Origin of the sequence: Neobacillus cucumis (assembly GCF_016908975.1) — a bacterium.
Taxonomy (GTDB): domain Bacteria; phylum Bacillota; class Bacilli; order Bacillales; family Cytobacillaceae; genus Neobacillus; species Neobacillus cucumis.
Genome location: NZ_JAFBEX010000015.1, coordinates 85,271 through 104,000 on the forward strand (window position 1 = coordinate 85,271; position 18,730 = coordinate 104,000).

Genomic DNA, 18,730 nt, shown 5'->3' on the forward strand with positions numbered 1-18,730 from the left:
TCACAACGGATGCTAGATAAATTAATCATTATATTTGTTATTGAATAATTTTTGAAGCCCTTGCCAGTTCCGACGTCTTTTGGATTTGTTTGCTCAAAGGTTTTTTCAAAATAAGTGCTAATAGAAAGCTGGCTGCAATAAAAATTAGCAAAAATAACACATCTCTTCTTACCACATCTACTACCATCCCTCCAACGGTCTCCCGAAGCATACTGACAGCATAAGTAAAAGGCATAAACGGATAAATCATTTGAAAGAAGGCAGAGGTGGTACTAACAGGAAAAGTCGCGCCTGAACTTGAAATTTGCAAAACCAATAGAATAATCGCTAAACCTTTCCCCAGTGTGCCGAAAACAGAACGTAATGTAAACGTGATGATGACAAATACCATCCCAATAAATATACTCAAAAGGACAAACCAAACTTTATCAACCGCATAGGTATGAAGGATAAATAAATCGCCCAGTGACACAATAGCAGCTTGAAAAATCCCAATCGTAAGAAAAGTAAGTAGCCTTCCAAAGTAAACTTGATAACTCTTATATGCTTGTTCTGATTCATCAACATCTACTCGAAGTGAAGCAATTAAGAATGTTGCTCCTACCCAAAGTGCCAGCATCGTATAAAAAGGCGTCATCGCAGATCCATAATTTGGGATGGGAAAAATTCTTTTGGTGTTTAACAGAATAGGGCTGGCTAAAAAGTTACTCTCTGCCTGCGGGTTATGCTTTAAGAATTGAATTAAATCTGTAATATTAATACTCCCTTTTAATCTTCGAAGTTTATCAGCCGTACTTCTTATTTGGGCTTCAAAGCTTGGTAAGTCATTTCTGGCAATGTCCGCTGCTTTGTGGACTACTTTTTCCAATTCAGGAAGCCTTGTACGAACAAGACCAGCTGCCTTGTGAAGATCTTTTTCTAGTGCTGGCAAATCATTACGAACAAAATCAGCCGCTTTATGAATTTTCCCTTCAATGACTGGAAGATCATTTTTGATAAAATCGGAAGAGCTGTTAACGATTTTTTCCCCTTCTGAAACTTTCTGCTGAAGGTCAACACGCGTTTGTTGAATCTGATTGTGAATACTTAATAGTTCATCATGGAGCTGTGTCAATTGTTCCTGATTTCCATTGGTTACTCCATTAGAAGCGGCTTGTGCGGAACGATCGATTGACTGAGTAATGTTTGTTTCCATTTCGGACAAAGAATCTTCCACTTGGGTAACTAGTTGATTAATACGATTCATATCACTCAATTTTTTTTGCAGTGCCAATACCTTTTCGCCAGCTTCATTTATAAGCGTCAGATTCGCTTCAACTTTTAAAATACTATTCCCTGCCTGTTTAATCTCAGGTATTCTTTGTTCTAATTCGATTACCTTTTGTGCCTTTTCCTTAATCTCAGGAAGCTGTGCCTCTAGTTCAATGGCCTTCTTCCCCATCGCATCAATTTGCGGGAGAGCTTTTTCTAATGTGAAAATTTCTTTCTCCATATGTTGAATTGATGGTAATTCCTTCTCCAACTCAATTCCAGCCTTATAAAAACCTGAGAACAGGGCATCGCCAACCGTTTTCACAAAAGCCTGACTAATTTGATTCATCACATTTGTGGCTCCAGAGCTGGCGATTTTCGGTGCAACTGCATTGATTTTTTCATTTACACCAAATAAAATTTGCGGTTTACTCGGGTTTATTTCGAGAATACTGGAAAGTTTCTTAGAAAAGTCCTGAGGTATGATCAAATAAGCATAGTACCCTCCTTTTTTCACACCATTTACGGCTGTGGAGCGATCGACAAATACCCAGCCAAGTTTTTTATTCTTCCTTAGGTTTTGCACAATCTCGTTTCCTACGTTTATTTTCTTCCCTTGCACTTCTGCCCCCTTATCTTCATTGACAACAGCCACTTTAATCCCAGAGGTGTTGCCGTATGGGTCCCACATTGCTTTAATATTCACCCAAGCATAGGCCGATGGCAAAACAGTCAATGCTGCTAATAAGATGATAACAATTGGGATCTTAAATATATTTTTCCAATCAGTGGTATAGATTCTCCATATTTGCCGCATGTTTCCCCTCCTCGCAAGTAGTCTTCTTATTAGCTTTCACTATTTGGAAAACTAGATTCAAAGGAGTCCGTGAGAATTTTATAAGAAAAGCGCAAGCGCCTTGGTCAGCCCCGACAAGCTTAAGACGCTTCCAAAAAGAAGGCGCTTTTTGCCTTCATTTTGGGAGTGGCTTAAGACCTCGAGGGGCTAGGCGCTGGAGCTAGACAATTCTCGAAGTAGAAATTTATACTTTCTTATAATTTAAGCTCTGTTAATCGTTTATGTTGATATTTGCTAAAAACGAACACTTGTTCTATAATAAGTTTATGAGAACATATATGGGGCGGGGTTCGGAATGGCACTTAAGGACATTATTAAAGAGATCCAACAACTTAACGATGCAGATCAATTGCGGTTAAAAGACTTTTTCATAAAATCAATCGTCTCTTATTCCGCAAGCGGTCCCATCTTTAAAGAAATATCCGAACAGAAACATAAAGATGGCTACACCTGCACCCATTGCCATTCCACAAATGCTGTCCGCTTCGGAAAATATCGAATCAAAGCGGGAGCGAAAGTGATTGAACGCCAGCGGTACCGTTGTAAGGACTGCGGGAAGACATTTACGGATGTAACCAATACCCCGTTAAAAGGATCTCACCTTCCCCATAAATGGTTGGATTTTATCCATTGTATGATTGAAGGGTATTCTTTACGAAAGGCATCAGAGCTAATCGGCGTTCATCACGTCACCCTGTTCTACTGGAGGCACAAAGTTTTATCCGCCTTGAAGCAGATGGAGATTGACCATTTTTCAGGTATCGTCGAAATGGACGAGACCTATTTCCTGTACTCCGAAAAAGGGAAACGGAAGATAACTGGCCGCAAAGCCCGCACACGTGGCGGTGCATCCAGATTCCGTGGCATCAGTAAGGAACAGGTCTGTGTATTGGTTGCGAGGGACCGCCAAAAACAAACCTACTCAAAAGTATTGGGACAGGGCCGCATTGTTAAATCGAAACTTGACCAAGCGATTGGTTCCAAGGTATCTGTTACGAATACCCTTTGCACAGATGCCTGGAGAGCTTTCAAAGCCTATGCAAAAGAAAAAGGGATTGAACATTACCCGTTTAAATCCGATGGTAAGGAACGGGTTAAAGGGCTTTATCATATCCAAAATGTCAATAACTATCACAGCCGCTTAAAGGGCTGGATGAATCGATTCAATGGTGTGGCGACCAAGTACCTCGACCATTATTTGAGCTGGTTTCTGTTTCTGGATACGATCCGCTTCCGAAACGATTCTACAACTGTTAGTAAGATGATTGTCGAAAGCTGCTTATATCCGACTGTGGCGACTTATGGTAAATTGAGGTTATCTACGTTCAAAGTTTCATAAGCCTTGTTTAACTATCGGGGCAGGTTTGTTGAAGAAGGATAAATAGAAAACGATAGATAATTTATAAAGGAAACACGATTCTTCATATTTGTTTTTTTGGGGGGGAAATTGATGGAAAATAATAAATATATATTGAATGAAAAAAATTACATTCCTACATATTTTTCATATATGGTAAGAAATAAGTTTACAGTTGCATACAATGACTATCATTTCTTTTCAACAAAGAAACTCCCATTAGATAATAATCCATATTCTTTTAAAGAATCGCCAAATAAACTGAAATTTTCAACCCTTGAATACTTACATAAAGGAAAAAAAAGAATTGCTGACTTTAAACAGTTTATGGAGAATACAGGAACTACTGCATTACTTATTATTAAAAATGATACTATTTTTTATGAAGGTTATTTTAATGGACATAAAAGAAATACTCCTCAAAAGCTGTTCTCCATTACAAAATCATTTATTTCTACTCTTGTTGGAATAGCTATTGATAGTGGTTATATAAAAAGTGTAGATGATTTCGTTTCTTCGTATATACCCGAAATAAAACTAAGAAATATTAGAATCAAACATCTCCTTCAGATGGATGCAGGGATAAAGTTCAAGGAAGGTCATTTTCCGTGGAGAGATGAGGCAAAAGTTTACTTGTATCCGAATGCAAGGGAATTGGCACTGACCGTTGTAGAAGATACGAATGATACATTTTTTCATTATAATGATTATCATTTGTTAATACTAGGGCTTATTCTTGAAAGGACAACAGATAAAAGTGTAACAGACTTTTTTTATGAGAAAATATGGAGTCAGTTAGGAATGGAATTTCCAGGCTTTATGATATTAGACAGTGAAAAGCATTCATTTGAAAAGATTGAGAGTGGGCTAGTAATGACTGCAATAGATCTAGCTAAGTTCGGTAGTTTATATTTGAATAATGGGGAATGGAAGGGCAAACAGATTATTAGTAAAGACTGGATTGAGGAATCAGTTAGTCCAAATAATGTGCCCACTAATGTTCAGCATTTCCGCTATTATCAAAACCAACCTTGGGGAAAAATGTGGTTTAATCAAAATAAAGCATATTATAAATATTTATGGTGGGGACATCTAAATAACAACACGAATAATGACTATTTTGCGTTAGGGGCATTAGGTCAAGTTCTATACGTTAGCCCAGATAACAATACAATTGCTATTCGTCTTGGAAGAAAGTGGGGAGTTATGGACTGGTGGCCTACAATCTTATATAAATTAATAAATTCTTCAACCTGATTACATCGTGCATTTAATTAAATCATTGTTGAATAGAAGATTGTGAAGGAGTGTACTTAAGCTAACGGGTGCTAATCTTCAAAAAGGCTTTAAAACAAGGACCCCAAAGCGGGTCCTTGTTTTTATAATCATTTATCAACAATATTATTTAACATAGCTATAATTTTAAAAAAAGGCTGCCAGTATTCGGCAGCCTTGATCATGGTTATTTTGTGATTTCATTTTTGTGCGAAGCATTATAATCATATTTTGTCCGGTCCACTGGAGTGAAGCCTTTTGGAGTGTAGAAACGTAATAAATCCCCGTTTACCACTTTATCCGAGAACGTTAATTTTTGCTGGACCAAATCTTTGTATTTCTTGGCCTCAGCCAACTTGTCTGCTCCTAATTTTAAACCGGTAGTTGTATCATAATATTTACCATCAACAGAGTAAATTGTTGGGCTGACATAGTCACCATTTCGGAATGCCACTACACTATCATGCTGTTTTGATAATAAGTCTGTACCAAATTGAACATAATCTTTTGTATCAATGCCTAATAGGTGAAGAAGTGTTGGAAGAAGGTCAACCTGTCCACCATACTCATGGTTTACCCCACCTTGCATACCTGGAACACGGATAAACAATGGTACCCGTTGTAAGCTAGCACTTTCAAATGGTGTAATTTCCTTACCCATGATTTGTGCCATCGCTTTATTATGATTTTCCGAGATTCCATAGTGATCACCATACATAATAATGATGGAATTGTTATATAGCCCTGACTTCTTAAGGTAATCAAAGAATTGTCTTAACGCTTCATCCGCATAACGTGCCGTTTGGAAATATCCATCCACGGACTTATCACCTGTTGTAGCAGGTGCGATGGTTGCATCTTTTTGATTCATTGCATATGGGTAGTGATTTGCCACCGTAATAAATTTGGTATAAAAAGGCTGCGGCAATGATTCTAACATAGGAATCGACTGCTGATAGAATGGTTTATCCATTAATCCATATTCAGCTTCATCGCTAGAATTAATCTGATAATAGTTCGCATCATAGAAATGATCAAACCCAAATGATTTGTAAATTTCATTGCGGTTCCAGAAGCTTCCGGAATTACCATGGAAAACTGCTGAAGTATAGCCGTTCTGCCCCAAAATAGCAGGTGCAGCTTGGAATGTGTTTAAGCCTTTAGTTGTAAAGACTGAGCCTTCCGGTAAGCCGAACAGTGAATTCTCAAGCATAAATTCGGCATCAGATGTTTTCCCTTGCCCTGTTTCATGGAAAAAGTTATCAAAGTACATAGTATTTTGATCTTTAATTAACGAATTCAAAAACGGTGTGACCTCTTGTCCATTTAACTTGTAATTGATTAGAAAGTTTTGAAAGGATTCAAGATGTAAGTAAATCACATTCATGCCCTTACCTTTTCCAAAGTAAGCCGGGTTGGGTTCAGCATAATTCGACTTCGTATAGTTTAAGACATCGGTAATATCGTCACTATTGGCCATAACCCTTTGTGCAGAGGCATGTGTACTTTTCACCGCATCATAGATCGTGTAGTTATACATCCCTAAATACTTCACAATATAATTCCGGTCAAATCCTCTAGTTAATAATTGCGGACGATCCATTTCTGCGAGCGATAAGTTCGCACAAGAAATCATCAGTGCTAATGAATACAAAACAGAAATCTTTCTCCGCTTTAGATCGATCAATTCAATCTTAACAAATCGGAAAGCAAGTAAAGCCACTAAAACGATAAAATCCACAAAGAAAAGAATGTCATAAGGCTTTAATAAAGTAACAACACTTCCACTCACGTCACCAAAGTTTTGCGTCTGTGTTAATGTAGGCAATGTGATAAAGTCATTAAAGAATCGGTAAAAAACCACATTCGCAAATAATAGAAAAGATAATAAAAAATAAATTACCATTAACGAAATATATTTTTTTCTCCCTTTAAAAAAGGCAGATATACCTAAGAAAATCAAAGAAGAACCCAATGGGTTTAAGAATAATAGAAATTTCTGTAATGAGTTTTCAATTCCTAATTGAAACTGAGTTAATTGGACAATATATGTTTTTAACCATAATAAAAGAACAGACAAAAAGAAAAAGCCAAGATATTTATTTAAAATACTTTGACCCTTGTTAAGTATCTTATTCATTCTTTATATCACCTCATAAAGCATTATTATACAGAAAAAAAGGGACTGGGAAATAGATAATTTGCACCAAATTCACTAATATCTATCATAACAGGTAAATATGAACAATTTATGACCAACCATTGAATTATGCTTGCAAGAAGATTAGGTTGTTTTCCACTCATGAAAAACGGCTTTAATTTATAGAATTAATTTTAATGCTGTAGGAAAACTATCCTTGTGCGCTTCAAGAAGGGAGGCACTTATCCTGTATAGCTTTTCAAATACCTTAAGGAGGGTAACAATGGGAATATTAAGTGGTAATCCAAAAGAAGAGCCATTACATTATGGCGAGGTCTTTGATATTTGGGCATCACATTTAGCTGGCAACAATATGATCGCCGGTTATAAAACCATGATAAATCATGCTGGTGATGAAGATTTAAAAAAGATACTTATTGAAGCAATTGAAATTGGGGAACAACAAAAGAAACAGATTGAGGAAATTTTAAAGGAAAATGGCATTGGTTTGGCTCCTGCACTGCCTGACCCTCCGGAAGCTTGTTTAGAGGATATTCCAATTGGAGCAAGAATTCCAGACCCGGCAATTGCTGCTACACTAGCCGTTGATACGGCTGCCGGTTTAGTCGCCTGCAGTCAAGTCATGGGTATGTCTATTAGAGAGGATATCGGCATTCTGTATGGACAATTTCATATGCAAAAGGCAACTCTTGCCGCAAAAATCCTTCGCTTAAATAAAGAAAAAGGCTGGTTGATTCCTCCGCCGTTACATTTTAATAAACATCACGAATGCTAGTAGTATTCATAATTCAACATGAGGTGAACTAAATGGCAGCTCAAGATTCTAAACAACAAAATCGAAATACAATAAATAGTGCTCAAGGATCTGGTTCTGAATATCATCGGGAGCATGCAGGCAATGTACCAGATTATGGTGGAAACAGTATGGAACAGATTGCAAAAGACGAACTAAATAATCAAACTGATAGAACCAATAAGTAGTTTTTTTCAAATTATTGTTCCTCAATAAAATACATTATAAGAAACCAGCCCTTTACAGGCTGGTTTTATAAAAGTTTATTTTTAAACCTATCTTTATTCCAATCATCCTTAAGAGGAGACTACCTTGTTTTCTAAAACTCCTAGATTTATCTTGTCATCCGATGACTTGATCTCGCAACAAATCAAATCCCCTGCTTTTAAATAATTAGGTAAATTCTTTTGATTGATAATCGTATGTTTTTTTTCTTCAAAAGCAATTGCAGGACTTTGCAGCACTTCCATCTCTTGAGGTGTTAAATGCATTGCCACACCACCCGGAGTTCCAGTCATAATTAGATCACCTGGATAGAAATTCATAAGACCTGATAACTCTGTTAAGGTCTCTTCTGGCTTAAATAATAACTGTGATGTGTTAGCGGATTGGCGTACCTCTCCATTTACGGTTAGTGTAATATCTAAATTATGTAAAATCGGCAGCTCTTGTTTATCCAATAAATAAAGAAAAGGGCCTGTTGGACAGAATGTTCGATAACTTTTTCCTTTATACCATTGTAAATGGGTAAATTGTATATCTCTTGCGGAAATATCGTTGGTGATGACAATTCCGGCCACATATTCGTGGATATTCTCTTTTGTTATATTTAGTTGTTCTGTAATTTCTTTACCAATAACTAGACCTACTTCTATTTCATAATCTAATAGCTCTACATGTGGTGGACAAATAATTTCATCACCAGGCCCCGCGAGAGTACTTGAAGCCTTTGTAAAGATGAGATTAAAAGATGGTCTTTTTACATCAAGACCTGTTTCGGCTCTATGGGCTGAATAGTTAGTCCCTTGGCAGACGATTTGTGCTTGTTGAGTGATGGGACTTAATAATTTTACATCACTAAGTGCTAGACTTGAATCTCCCTCCGATGCAACTTTTTTAGCCTCCGTAATGCCATTTTCTAAAAAAGATTTTAGCGTTTCAAAGTTTTCCTTTAATGGATAAATCCGCTCATTTTCCACCACACCCCAATGAACCTCACCATTGTTCTCAAAACGTGCTACATATATTCCCATTGATACTCCTCCTTAAGCTGTTAAGCTTCTATTCCTATTTTATTTTAAGCTATTTTATGTTGTTTTGCAGGAAGTCTGGATTAGCATAAAAAATAGACATAAAAGTAATAGGTACTTTTATGTCTCCTTATTTTGAATAGGCACCTTCTGTCTGGTTGGCCACAATCGCTCCACCCCATAAAAAATCTTTAGGAAATGAAAACCTTGTCATTCATAGAATGCTTCCCTTCTAACCAATTATTATACTTTATTATTAGTAGAATGTTCAGAATTTGAATTGAATCGAAGCAGACACTATTTTAAAATTCGAACCGGACCAAGAAGGCCTGTAGGTTCTTGAATCATAAATTGTGATAAATAATCCTGCTGTTGTTTTCCAAGATTATTTGTAACCTCAATCACTATTTCATTTTTCCCTTCCTTTAATACCTCTTCTACTTCAAAAATGTACGGAGGATTAATCTTTACTCCAAAGTTTTTACCATTTACAATCACTTCAGCTACTTCATATACACGTCCCAAATCGATAGCTGCCTGATCCGCTTTTTCATTAAGTTCAAACTCAATTTGATATCTGATGGTTCCAGAGAATGTTTCTTTTCCCTCTATTCTTGAAATATCTTGCAGATGGGTCATTATTTTTTCTGAAGTGAAAACAGGATATGATTCAGCAGTAGCAAAAGAAATATTCCATTGTCCTTCCACTTCAGAAAATACTTGTAATGGTACCTCATTTCTCTCAAGTTTTTCTGGGCCTTCTAAAACTATGATAGATTCATAAGGAGATAGAGTTATATTTATTTCGGTTTGTCCATCTACAATTTCTTGGGAGATAGGAACAAGTTTGTTCGTGAATCCATTGTAGCCAACTACTTGGGTTCGGCGTCCTAACGAAATCGTTGTTTCAATTACTTCGTATGGATCTTCATTAAAGAACATATAGAGATTACCGTCTTCCTGCTGGTAATGATAGTAGCGCAGGTATGGTTGGTATTCAGAAACTTTAATATCGTTGTGATTACTATCCTTTAACTCCGTGATGAATTCATTTAAACTTGAAACCTTTACACCTTCTAAAAGATTTTGATTCACATCATTTCCCAGTTCATTTTTTAACGGTAGGCCATCGATAAACTGAACCAAAATACCAGCTAGTGCCATTTCTTTTGTTTTCACTAATAATCGTTGCGGCAATGCTTCAGCATAAGGAATGACAAGAGCACTAAACGTTTCACCATTAATCGTATACGTTTTTTCACCAATCTCAGCTTCTACGATTAAATCAATCGGAATGACATCAAAGTCAATTTGATTCTGTGTCAACTCACGTGCGGGCTTCTGGAAAAGCATATAATCTCCAAGCCATTCTGCTTCAGCATGGTAAAGGAGACCGACATTGGCAACATGTTTACCTCCATTTAACAAATGACTGACACGATTGAGATAATCGAATAATACACGCATAAATCTGTATTGTGGATTATGCCCCCTTGCATAGAAGTGTGGAGGACAGTCTGGGTCTGGAAAGTCCTTCGGTGAGAATGCATGTGGAACAAAATGAGTTACACCGCGGACTAACATATGATCAGTAATCCATTTCATTAATTTAATTCCTTCAGACCAACCATATGCCCCATAAACCTCACACATAGTCCTGTTTTTCTTCTTAGGGTCAAGATGCCCGAGAGATGTTCCCATTTTAGCTAGGCCATAATGGAAAAACTCACCATCCCATCCATTAGAGGTCATCGATTTAAAGGAACCTTTGTCCATCCCAGGCATAATTTGATTCAATACAACATCAATACCAGACATATCTTGTTCCCAAATCGCACGGAAGAAATGCCCTGCACCATATCCAAGTCTTGCATGGGCATTGTTGTCTTCGATTAAATGACCGATATATTCCACACCATGTTCGCGACACCATGCTGCCAATGTTCCTGTGAAAGATTTTCCATACATCTTGCTGACCATATCCATGTACTTATAACGTATAGATTGTTCTTCTCCTCCAGCTTCAATAGGTGAAAGCAATGGAAGTTTTAAAAAATCTTCCGCTGTGAACAATTCCTCTAATCCCCTTTTCCATGGAAGCACCATATCAAATCTACCGATAGAACCCATCGCTCCATGCATATTGCCAAAACGGGGCTCATCCGAAAAGAATCCGGCTAAGGTTTTTCCAAAGTCATCCTTATAGTGGCGATAGTGGGATTCATAGACCTCATCAATAAGCACTTGAACAGCTTTTGGGTCAAGCGGATTAAGATATCCTTCTGTTTGGGGTTCTCCGCCATGAATGGTCTCGAGCATAACAAAAATTCTCCATTCCCCTTCCGGTAGATCCCAGTATACGACGCCATCTCTTTCATTAGCCGTTACATCTATAAGTGTAGAAGGATCAATGCTGTTAGCCCCTGTTTTCTTGGCTGCAATAATCCCCAATATATGATCATTTACAGGTGTCATCATACCTTTGAGAGACATCCGATTTCCGGGGCTTGCCCATTTTACTAGAAACGAAGCATCCTGTAAGGGTCCGACAAAGTCTAGTTGATGTATTTTAAGATATTTCTTTACTAAGTCAGGGTAGTCAGAAACAATTTTTCCATTCGCATACCCGGTTGGAAAATGGGAATCATCAAGAATCCATACTTTCATTCCGCGTTTTCTGGCCTCATCCATGATAATATCCATGTCCCGCCACCATTTATCACCGCAAAAGTCGGGATGTGGTCTTGATTCTATACATACTGCCTTAATACCGGCATCATATATCTTTTCCATCACTTCTCTCAAGATAGCTTCTTCTTCACCATGCATCCAGAAAAACGGAAGGATATAATTTTCCTGTCTATTCTCCAATACTTCTGTTAATCTTTTCACTAAAATCATTCCTAACTGTATATATTTTCATTTGAGTAATTTATTCTAAATCTATCTATTTACGCTGTTCTTATATTGAAATGGTACCAAATAAATGTTTTTCGGAATATCATCATTACTTAACCAATTGACTTACCAAACTTAACTTCTTATAATCATCATTTAGAGGTGAGATAACGATGAACCGTGAAGAATTAAGAAACCGGCTGAAAGAAATGTCAGAAAGTGAATTACGTCATAAAAAAGATCCTGAACGAGGGTTAAAATTATACGAGAATTTTAATAGAGTTAATCACGAATCCAAAGAACCGATATATATTTTTGATTTTGATACTGATTTGAATCGAATCTCCTATCGGAACACCAAATTCCCAAGGAACTCTGACCATAGTGATCTCAACCTGCAACTTGCGATTACCCAGCATTCAAGGTACTCAAAGTTACCCATACATATTCACAATTATGTGGAAATGAACTATGTCTATACCGGTCAGTGTAAGCAGTTAATCAACGGAAAATTAGTCACTCTACAGGAAGGCGACATCTGTATTTTGGATACCAATGTACCGCATACGATTCTTGAAACAACCGAAAATGATATCATTATCAACTTTATTATGTTGAAACCTTTTTTTACGACTTCTTTTTTAAGCAGGCTGGCAGGCACCGGAATCATTTCCAATTTTCTTGTAAATGCCATCTCACAAACCCAAAACCATAATCGGTATATTATCTTTCAAACTGGTAACAACATCTCATTTAAAGAGATGATGGAGAATTTAATGTGCGAATTTTTTAATCCCCAAATTTGCTCGAAGGAAATCATTGAATCCTATATGGTCATTGTTTTCAGTGAGTTAATTCGAACATTTCAAAAGAACCAAGCAAAGGATTATAATGCCTCTTCTAATACAGATCTGGTTAATATCCTAAAATACCTAGAGGATAACTACAAAGACTGTACGCTTAATTCACGGCAGAGCATTTTAATTTTCATCCCAACTATTTTACGGCTTTTCTAAAAAAAGTAACTGGCTATTCGTTTAAAGAATTAATCCAAATGCAAAGAATGACGAAGGCAAGTATCCTATTAACGAATTCTTCTTTAACCGTACAAGAAATAGCGAATGAAATTGGTTACAACAATCTAGGTTTTTTCTATAAAAAGTTTGTTGCCTATTTTGACCAGACTCCGAGTGAATATCGAAAAAGATTCAGTTAACCTTCTGATGATAAAAGCCCTGTACTCGAAGCAAATAATATTGCCGCAAGTCAGGGACTTTTATATGCCGGAAGAATGTTTTAATTCACTGTTAGAACCAATTCTCCTATATTCACTTTTTTATTTTTATCAACTTTTAAGATAACAGATTGATAGTCTGCCGTATTTGTAACAATTATTGGTGTTGTAATATCATAGTTTTTTGTACTGACTAATTTCCAGTTAACTTCAGCTATAAGCTGCCCCTTTTTAATTACTTCATTATCCTTTACCTTGATCTCAAATGGACTACCGTTAAGTTCTACTGTATTAATCCCCATGTGAATGAGTAGTTCTACTCCATCATTAGAAATTAAACCAATAGCATGTTTGGTACCAAAAACCGATAAAACCTTGCCATCAAATGGAGCATAGACTTTATTATCATCAGGAATAACAGCAAACCCATTCCCCATTGCACCACTTGAGAAAACTTCATCTTTTACTTCGCTTAAAGGAATAATCGCTCCTTGAATGGTGTTATAAATGTTAAGATTGTCTTTACTGTCTCTATACTCATTACTCTCTAGATTTTTCGTTTGTGCCTTATCTTTGTATCCAAAAAGATAGGTTAGGAGTGCCGCTCCAATCACTGCTACCAGAGCTGAGATTAAAAAGCCATAAAAACTTGAATCGATTCCTTTAGGATTAATAAACATTGGGGCAGCGAAAATTCCAGCCCCACCAAATCCAAACATCTTTGCCCCCATTGCTGCGGTTATACCACCGCCAATTCCGCCAGCAATACCAGCCATTACAAAAGGTTTTTTATACGGTAAAGATATACCATATATTGCAGGTTCTGTAATGCCTAGTAAGGCAGAAACCGTAGCTGATCCAGCGATGCTACGTACTTTTTTGTTTTTCGCTTTTAAGAATACACCCAATGCAGCACCTACCTGAGCAAATACCGTAACGGTTAAAATAGCATTTACTGGATCGTAGTGAAGCGTTGTCATGTTATTGATCAGTACAGGTATAAAAGCATAATGTAATCCAAAAATGACTACTAATTGCCAAAAAGCTCCTAATATAACACCTGCGATGATTGGGCTTAAATGATAGATCCCCATCGTAATATTTGCAAGTAGTGAACTAAATTCATTAAGGACAGGACCTACAGCCAAAAATGTCAGTATTCCAGTTACAACCATGGTAATCAGTGGTACAAAGATCAATTTTAGAGATGATGGTAATTTCTTTTCCAGCCATTTCTCTATCTTTGCGGCTACCCAAGCGGCCATGATAATTGGAAACAATGATGATGTATAATTTGTAAGTATAATAGGTATACCAGCAAAAGTTAATGCTTTTCCAGCACTAACAGCAGCCACAACGGCTGGATAAACCAATGCTGCTCCAATTGCAGCTGGTATATATGGGTTAGCATTAAATGTCTTACCAGCCGAGAAACCAACCATAATAGGAAGAAAATAGAATAAACCGTCACCAAGTGCATTTAAAAGAATGTACGTTCCGTCTGTAGCTTGTAACCAGTGCAAAGCAGTAGACGCTCCAATTAATCCTTTTAATATACCTGATGCTGCTAATAGTCCCATCATAGGAGAAATAATTCCGATTATTACATCAATAAAACGATTAAAGGCATTTTTTTCCTTTGTTTCTGCAGCCTCTCCTCCGTTTCCCGAGTAAGAATTTCCAAGAATGTTAATTACTTCATTAAATACATCTTTAACTTGGTTTCCAATCACAACCTGATATTGTCCCCCACTCATAACAACGGTTATGACGCCATCCATTTCTTTAATTTTATCTGTATTGGCAAGAGAATGATCTTTTAAACTAAATCGTAAGCGCGTTACACAATGGATAACACTATTAATATTTTCCTTTCCTCCAACATTACGAATAATATCACTGGCTAATTTGCGAAAATCCATCTTTACCCCTCCTTATTTCATGTAAATGTTTTTTTAAATTCATATTAAAAAATCGTTTCACATTCCTCTATATAGCATACATTGAAACGCTTTCTATTAAGCGTTTACATCATTTCTAAAAAACGTATTAAGAAAAAATATATCATTACTAGAATAATCTTGTCTTGATCAAACATGTAATTTATATAAAGATACTAACTTCACTCCCTGCTGCATTTCCTGTATCAAATAAGATAAGGGCCCTTACCTTCTTCAATACTTTATATTTCATATGGTATCAACAATTCTATCCTTACAATAGAGTCCGTACTTAACCACTTGACTTACCAAACTTAATATCTATTTTACTCTATTTATTAGGACATGGATTAAAATCAGAACTATAAAATATGCTAACAAAGCACTATCCCAACTTCCATGTTAGGAAACCTAACACAAACAGTGCAATCCTCTTTTTTCTCCTTTATACTTCAACGTATCAACCACATAAAGGTTTCTCATTTTAAAAATCGGGAAACAAAATTTGCTTTCTAGGGTTCCGTTTAAAAATTTTTAAAGTCTGGACCGAGAGAGAGCGTACAGTTCGGCTGTATACACGGAGGGATAAAAGCCCGGGAGAATTTTTTTAATAAAAATTCTCCCGGGCTTTTACTTTTCCAATCAAATTATGGAAAAGGATGGATCAAAAATGAACGAAAAACCAACACTTGCCAAATCACTAACACTAAGCCAAGTTGTTTTTATGGGGCTCGCTTGGATGACACCGATGATTTATTTCACTGTTTACGGGGTTGCCTTCGAGGCTGCTGGAGGAATGCTCGCAGCGGCTTATGTCACCGCATTTATTGCAATCTTCTTTACTGCTTATAGCTATAGTCAAATGGTAAAGGCCTATCCTATTTCTGGTTCAGCCTATATTTATACCAAAAAAGCTGTTCACCCCATTGCTGGTTATTTAGTTGGCTGGGCCCTTCTATTAGACTATATTTTCTCTCCCATTATTGCGATCCTTACTTTTGGCATCTTTATGAATACCGAATTTCCTTCCATACCTGTTTTTGTATGGATTATCGTGATGAATGTAGTCCTTTCGCTCGTCAATATTATCGGGATTAAATCAGCTGCTCGCGTAAGCGGTTTGTCAGTCCTCTTCCAAATTGCGTTTATCATTCTCTTTTGTATTTTAGTAGCGAAGGATATTCTAACTGGTCAAACGGATTCCACTTCTATTTTCACTTTAGCACCGTTTTTTAATGATCATACGTCAGTTGGCGGAGTTTTATCAGGAGCTGCTTTGATCTGTTTCTGTTTCCTTGGTTTTGATGCTGTTACCACAATGGCTGAAGAGACAATTGAAGCAAAGAAAACTATTCCTAAAGCCATTTACCTGATTGTCATTATTGCGGTGGTTATGTATGTAGCGATTTCCTACTTATCACAAATTGCTTTCCCGAATTTCACTTTTACAAATCCAGATAATGCCGCATACAGTCTTGTTCAGCTTGTTGGAGGCAACTTATTAAGCTCGATTTTTATCATGGTATTAATCGTGGCGACCTTTACACAGGGTGTCTCATCTGTCACAAGTGTCAGCCGCTTCCTTTTTGCTCTTGGACGTGAATCGATATTGCCCAAAAAATTATTTACGACGATTCATCCAAAATACAAAACACCCGTTTCAAACATTGTCTTTGTTTCAGTCATTTCTCTTTCAGCAGTGTTTATCAATCTTGATTCTGCCGTGCTTTTTGTAAGTTTTGGTGCTCTAACTGCGTTTACGTTTGTGAATCTTTCTGTCATCTTCCATTACTATATCAAGCAGAAAAGAAGGTCACCTAAGGAGACGTTCATGTACCTAATCTTCCCACTTATTGGGGCTGGTTTCATCGGATGGCTACTAACATTGCTTGATAAAACAACTCTTATGATTGGATTGATTTGGGTGACGATTGGGTTCATATACCTGTTCGTTAAATCAAAATGGGAATCAGCGCGTGATAGAAAATACGCAATCACCGAGGTGAAACAACTAGTTGACTAGCAAAAACTATGTTAGAAAATCTAACACGAATGTTGTTGGATCTCACATTCAAACGATATACTAAAACCATCTTAAATAAAGGTTCCCACAAATGGTTGGGAACAAAAAGCTCTCTAGGGTTCCGTTTAAAGAAACATCTTTAAAGACTGGTCCGAGAGAGAGCGTACAGTTTAGCTGTATACACGGAAGGATAAAAGCCTGGGAGATTCATCTCCCTATGGTTTTTATCCTTTTTAATTTTATGACGAGGAGGAAAAAACATATGTACACTCTATCACCATCCCAAATATCAAAAACGATACCCGCGGGAGGAAAATGGTCTACCCCTATTAGCCGCGGAAAACAAATCACTTTTACAGCACTCGAGGACGGTGCAAATATTTCGCTTCTGCTATATAACGCCCATGATCCAGCAGAGCGTTATAATATGCCAGATACACTAAAAGCAAAGCACACTTCTCATTTAACAAAGGGACACGTTTTAATGAGCGACAACGGCAGGGTGCTTGCGAGCATCATTGAAGATACTCTCGGCTGGCACGATACCATTTCGGGGTATACCTCTCGGGCACTGACCAACCAAAAATATGGCATCACCTCTTACCAAAAACAACGAAATGATTTTTACAGAAGCGGGGAAGAAAATTTTTCAGTTGAGCTATTCCGTAATGGTTTAACACCTAGAGATCTGACACCAGTCATCAATCTATTTTCTAAGGTTTATGCTGACCATGAAGGAAATTTACATTATGTCGCGGAACATAGCCAAAAAGGTGACACTGTGACGCTTCGGACAGAAATGGACATTATTTTGGTCTTATCCAATACGCCGAACCCACTCAATCCAGCAACGGCATACCCTTCCGTTCCTGTTCAAATATCGATTTCTGAAGCTGATCCAGTTCAAGAAAATGATCTTTGTTTAAATTATCGACCTGAAAACCGTCGTGCATTTGAAAATACATGGGAATACGTTTTACTTTCCAAAGGAGGAATTCGCTAATGGCTGTTTTAAATCATGCAGTAAGTGAGAGAAAAATGGAAAATGCCTTTTATAACAAAACCATCCCGGCTGGTGAAGGATGGATATACACCCTCGAGCCTGGGCAGGTCCTTCGAATTGTCGACCTAGAAGGCAATCAAGCAGCGGATACCCTTTTCTATGACGCAGACCATCCTTCTGATCATTATAGTGCAGTCAACACTATTCAAAGACAGGGCAATGTTTATCTGTCAACTGGATCCGTCCTTGTATCCGAATCCGGAAAAGAACTTGTTCAAATTGTCGCCGACACTTGCGGCCGTCACGATACCCTTGGTGGTGCCTGTTCCGCACAAAGCAACACGGTAAGGTATTCGCATGATACACTGCCAATGCATAATTGCCGTGATACCTTTATGCTCCAATTAGCGAAATACGACAGCAGATTCACAAAGCGGGATTTAGCTCCCAATGTCAATTTCTTCATGAACGTTCCTCTTACACCTGAGGGAGGATTGACATTTGCAGATGGTGTGTCTGCACCAGGTTACTATGTAGAACTAAAAGCAATCTCGAGAACACTCGTTCTAATCAGTAACTGTCCGCAGCTTAATAACCCTTGTAATGCGTATAATCCGACACCTATTCAAGTATTAGTCTGGGATAAATAATAAGAAAAGCGCAAGCGCCTCGGTCAGCCCCGACAAGCT

General features: G+C 37.3%; 14 protein-coding genes, 1 pseudogene and 2 riboswitches. Of the genes and pseudogenes, 9 read left to right on the forward strand and 6 right to left on the reverse strand.

Annotated features, from left to right (window positions below; all coding sequences use genetic code 11):
• Window positions 1-37 precede the first annotated feature (37 nt).
• On the reverse strand, window positions 38-2,068 hold the full coding sequence (locus tag JOC76_RS19760) for a YhgE/Pip domain-containing protein (protein WP_205180504.1): 2,031 nt from the start codon (window positions 2,066-2,068) through the stop codon (window positions 38-40).
• Window positions 2,069-2,402: 334 nt separating this feature from the next.
• On the opposite strand from JOC76_RS19760, the gene JOC76_RS19765 reads away from it, so the two are divergent.
• On the forward strand, window positions 2,403-3,446 hold the full coding sequence (locus JOC76_RS19765) for an IS1595 family transposase (protein ID WP_205180505.1): 1,044 nt from the start codon (window positions 2,403-2,405) through the stop codon (window positions 3,444-3,446).
• 111 nt (window positions 3,447-3,557) lie between these two features.
• Window positions 3,558-4,721: a serine hydrolase domain-containing protein gene (locus tag JOC76_RS19770; RefSeq protein WP_205180506.1), complete on the forward strand. Its 1,164-nt coding sequence runs from the start codon at window positions 3,558-3,560 to the stop codon at window positions 4,719-4,721.
• A gap of 205 nt (window positions 4,722-4,926) precedes the next feature.
• On the opposite strand, the gene ltaS is transcribed toward JOC76_RS19770, so the two are convergent.
• The gene (gene ltaS, locus JOC76_RS19775; protein WP_205180507.1) at window positions 4,927-6,879 is read right to left on the reverse strand and encodes a lipoteichoic acid synthase; all 1,953 of its coding nucleotides are present in this window, start codon (window positions 6,877-6,879) and stop codon (window positions 4,927-4,929) included.
• Between the two features lie 283 nt (window positions 6,880-7,162).
• Between ltaS and JOC76_RS19780 the strand changes: the two genes are divergently transcribed.
• Together JOC76_RS19780 and JOC76_RS19785 are read left to right on the forward strand one after the other, a co-directional pair.
• The gene (locus tag JOC76_RS19780; RefSeq protein WP_205180508.1) at window positions 7,163-7,675 is read left to right on the forward strand and encodes a DUF3231 family protein; all 513 of its coding nucleotides are present in this window, start codon (window positions 7,163-7,165) and stop codon (window positions 7,673-7,675) included.
• A gap of 32 nt (window positions 7,676-7,707) precedes the next feature.
• The gene (locus JOC76_RS19785; protein ID WP_205180509.1) at window positions 7,708-7,881 is read left to right on the forward strand and encodes a hypothetical protein; all 174 of its coding nucleotides are present in this window, start codon (window positions 7,708-7,710) and stop codon (window positions 7,879-7,881) included.
• Window positions 7,882-7,989: 108 nt separating this feature from the next.
• Here the strand turns inward: JOC76_RS19785 and JOC76_RS19790 are convergent, their stop codons facing one another.
• The 3 genes from JOC76_RS19790 to JOC76_RS19800 form a co-directional block, all read right to left on the reverse strand.
• Window positions 7,990-8,946 carry a fumarylacetoacetate hydrolase family protein gene (locus JOC76_RS19790; RefSeq protein WP_205180510.1) on the reverse strand — a complete coding sequence of 319 codons (957 nt, stop codon included), beginning with the start codon at window positions 8,944-8,946 and terminating at the stop codon, window positions 7,990-7,992.
• A gap of 127 nt (window positions 8,947-9,073) precedes the next feature.
• Window positions 9,074-9,157 carry a family 1 glycosylhydrolase gene (locus tag JOC76_RS30905; RefSeq protein WP_205180540.1) on the reverse strand — a complete coding sequence of 28 codons (84 nt, stop codon included), beginning with the start codon at window positions 9,155-9,157 and terminating at the stop codon, window positions 9,074-9,076.
• An 83-nt stretch (window positions 9,158-9,240) separates the two neighbouring features.
• Complete coding sequence (locus JOC76_RS19800; RefSeq protein ID WP_239557839.1) at window positions 9,241-11,844, reverse strand: glycosylhydrolase-like jelly roll fold domain-containing protein; 2,604 nt, start codon at window positions 11,842-11,844, stop codon at window positions 9,241-9,243.
• 170 nt (window positions 11,845-12,014) lie between these two features.
• Between JOC76_RS19800 and JOC76_RS19805 the strand changes: the two genes are divergently transcribed.
• The gene (locus tag JOC76_RS19805; protein ID WP_239557840.1) at window positions 12,015-12,857 is read left to right on the forward strand and encodes a cupin domain-containing protein; all 843 of its coding nucleotides are present in this window, start codon (window positions 12,015-12,017) and stop codon (window positions 12,855-12,857) included.
• Between the two features lie 14 nt (window positions 12,858-12,871).
• Window positions 12,872-13,057 (forward strand): annotated as a pseudogene (locus JOC76_RS30130) (helix-turn-helix domain-containing protein); the annotation flags it as partial.
• Window positions 13,058-13,137: 80 nt separating this feature from the next.
• On the opposite strand, the gene JOC76_RS19810 reads toward JOC76_RS30130, so the two are convergent.
• Window positions 13,138-14,997 carry a beta-glucoside-specific PTS transporter subunit IIABC gene (locus JOC76_RS19810; protein WP_205180512.1) on the reverse strand — a complete coding sequence of 620 codons (1,860 nt, stop codon included), beginning with the start codon at window positions 14,995-14,997 and terminating at the stop codon, window positions 13,138-13,140.
• 519 nt (window positions 14,998-15,516) lie between these two features.
• Window positions 15,517-15,617: riboswitch (guanidine-I (ykkC/yxkD leader) on the forward strand.
• A gap of 68 nt (window positions 15,618-15,685) precedes the next feature.
• Between JOC76_RS19810 and JOC76_RS19815 the strand changes: the two genes are divergently transcribed.
• The 3 genes from JOC76_RS19815 (at window position 15,686) to JOC76_RS19825 (ending at window position 18,691) form a co-directional block, all read left to right on the forward strand.
• On the forward strand, window positions 15,686-17,038 hold the full coding sequence (locus JOC76_RS19815; RefSeq protein WP_205180513.1) for an APC family permease: 1,353 nt from the start codon (window positions 15,686-15,688) through the stop codon (window positions 17,036-17,038).
• Window positions 17,039-17,140: 102 nt separating this feature from the next.
• Window positions 17,141-17,245, forward strand: a riboswitch (guanidine-I (ykkC/yxkD leader).
• Between the two features lie 55 nt (window positions 17,246-17,300).
• A complete protein-coding gene (locus tag JOC76_RS19820) occupies window positions 17,301-18,041 on the forward strand; it encodes an urea amidolyase associated protein UAAP1 (protein ID WP_205180514.1) in 741 nt (246 codons plus the stop codon).
• On the forward strand, window positions 18,041-18,691 hold the full coding sequence (locus JOC76_RS19825; protein ID WP_205180515.1) for an urea amidolyase associated protein UAAP2: 651 nt from the start codon (window positions 18,041-18,043) through the stop codon (window positions 18,689-18,691). Before JOC76_RS19820 ends, JOC76_RS19825 begins: the two co-directional genes overlap by 1 nt.
• Window positions 18,692-18,730: the final 39 nt, after the last annotated feature.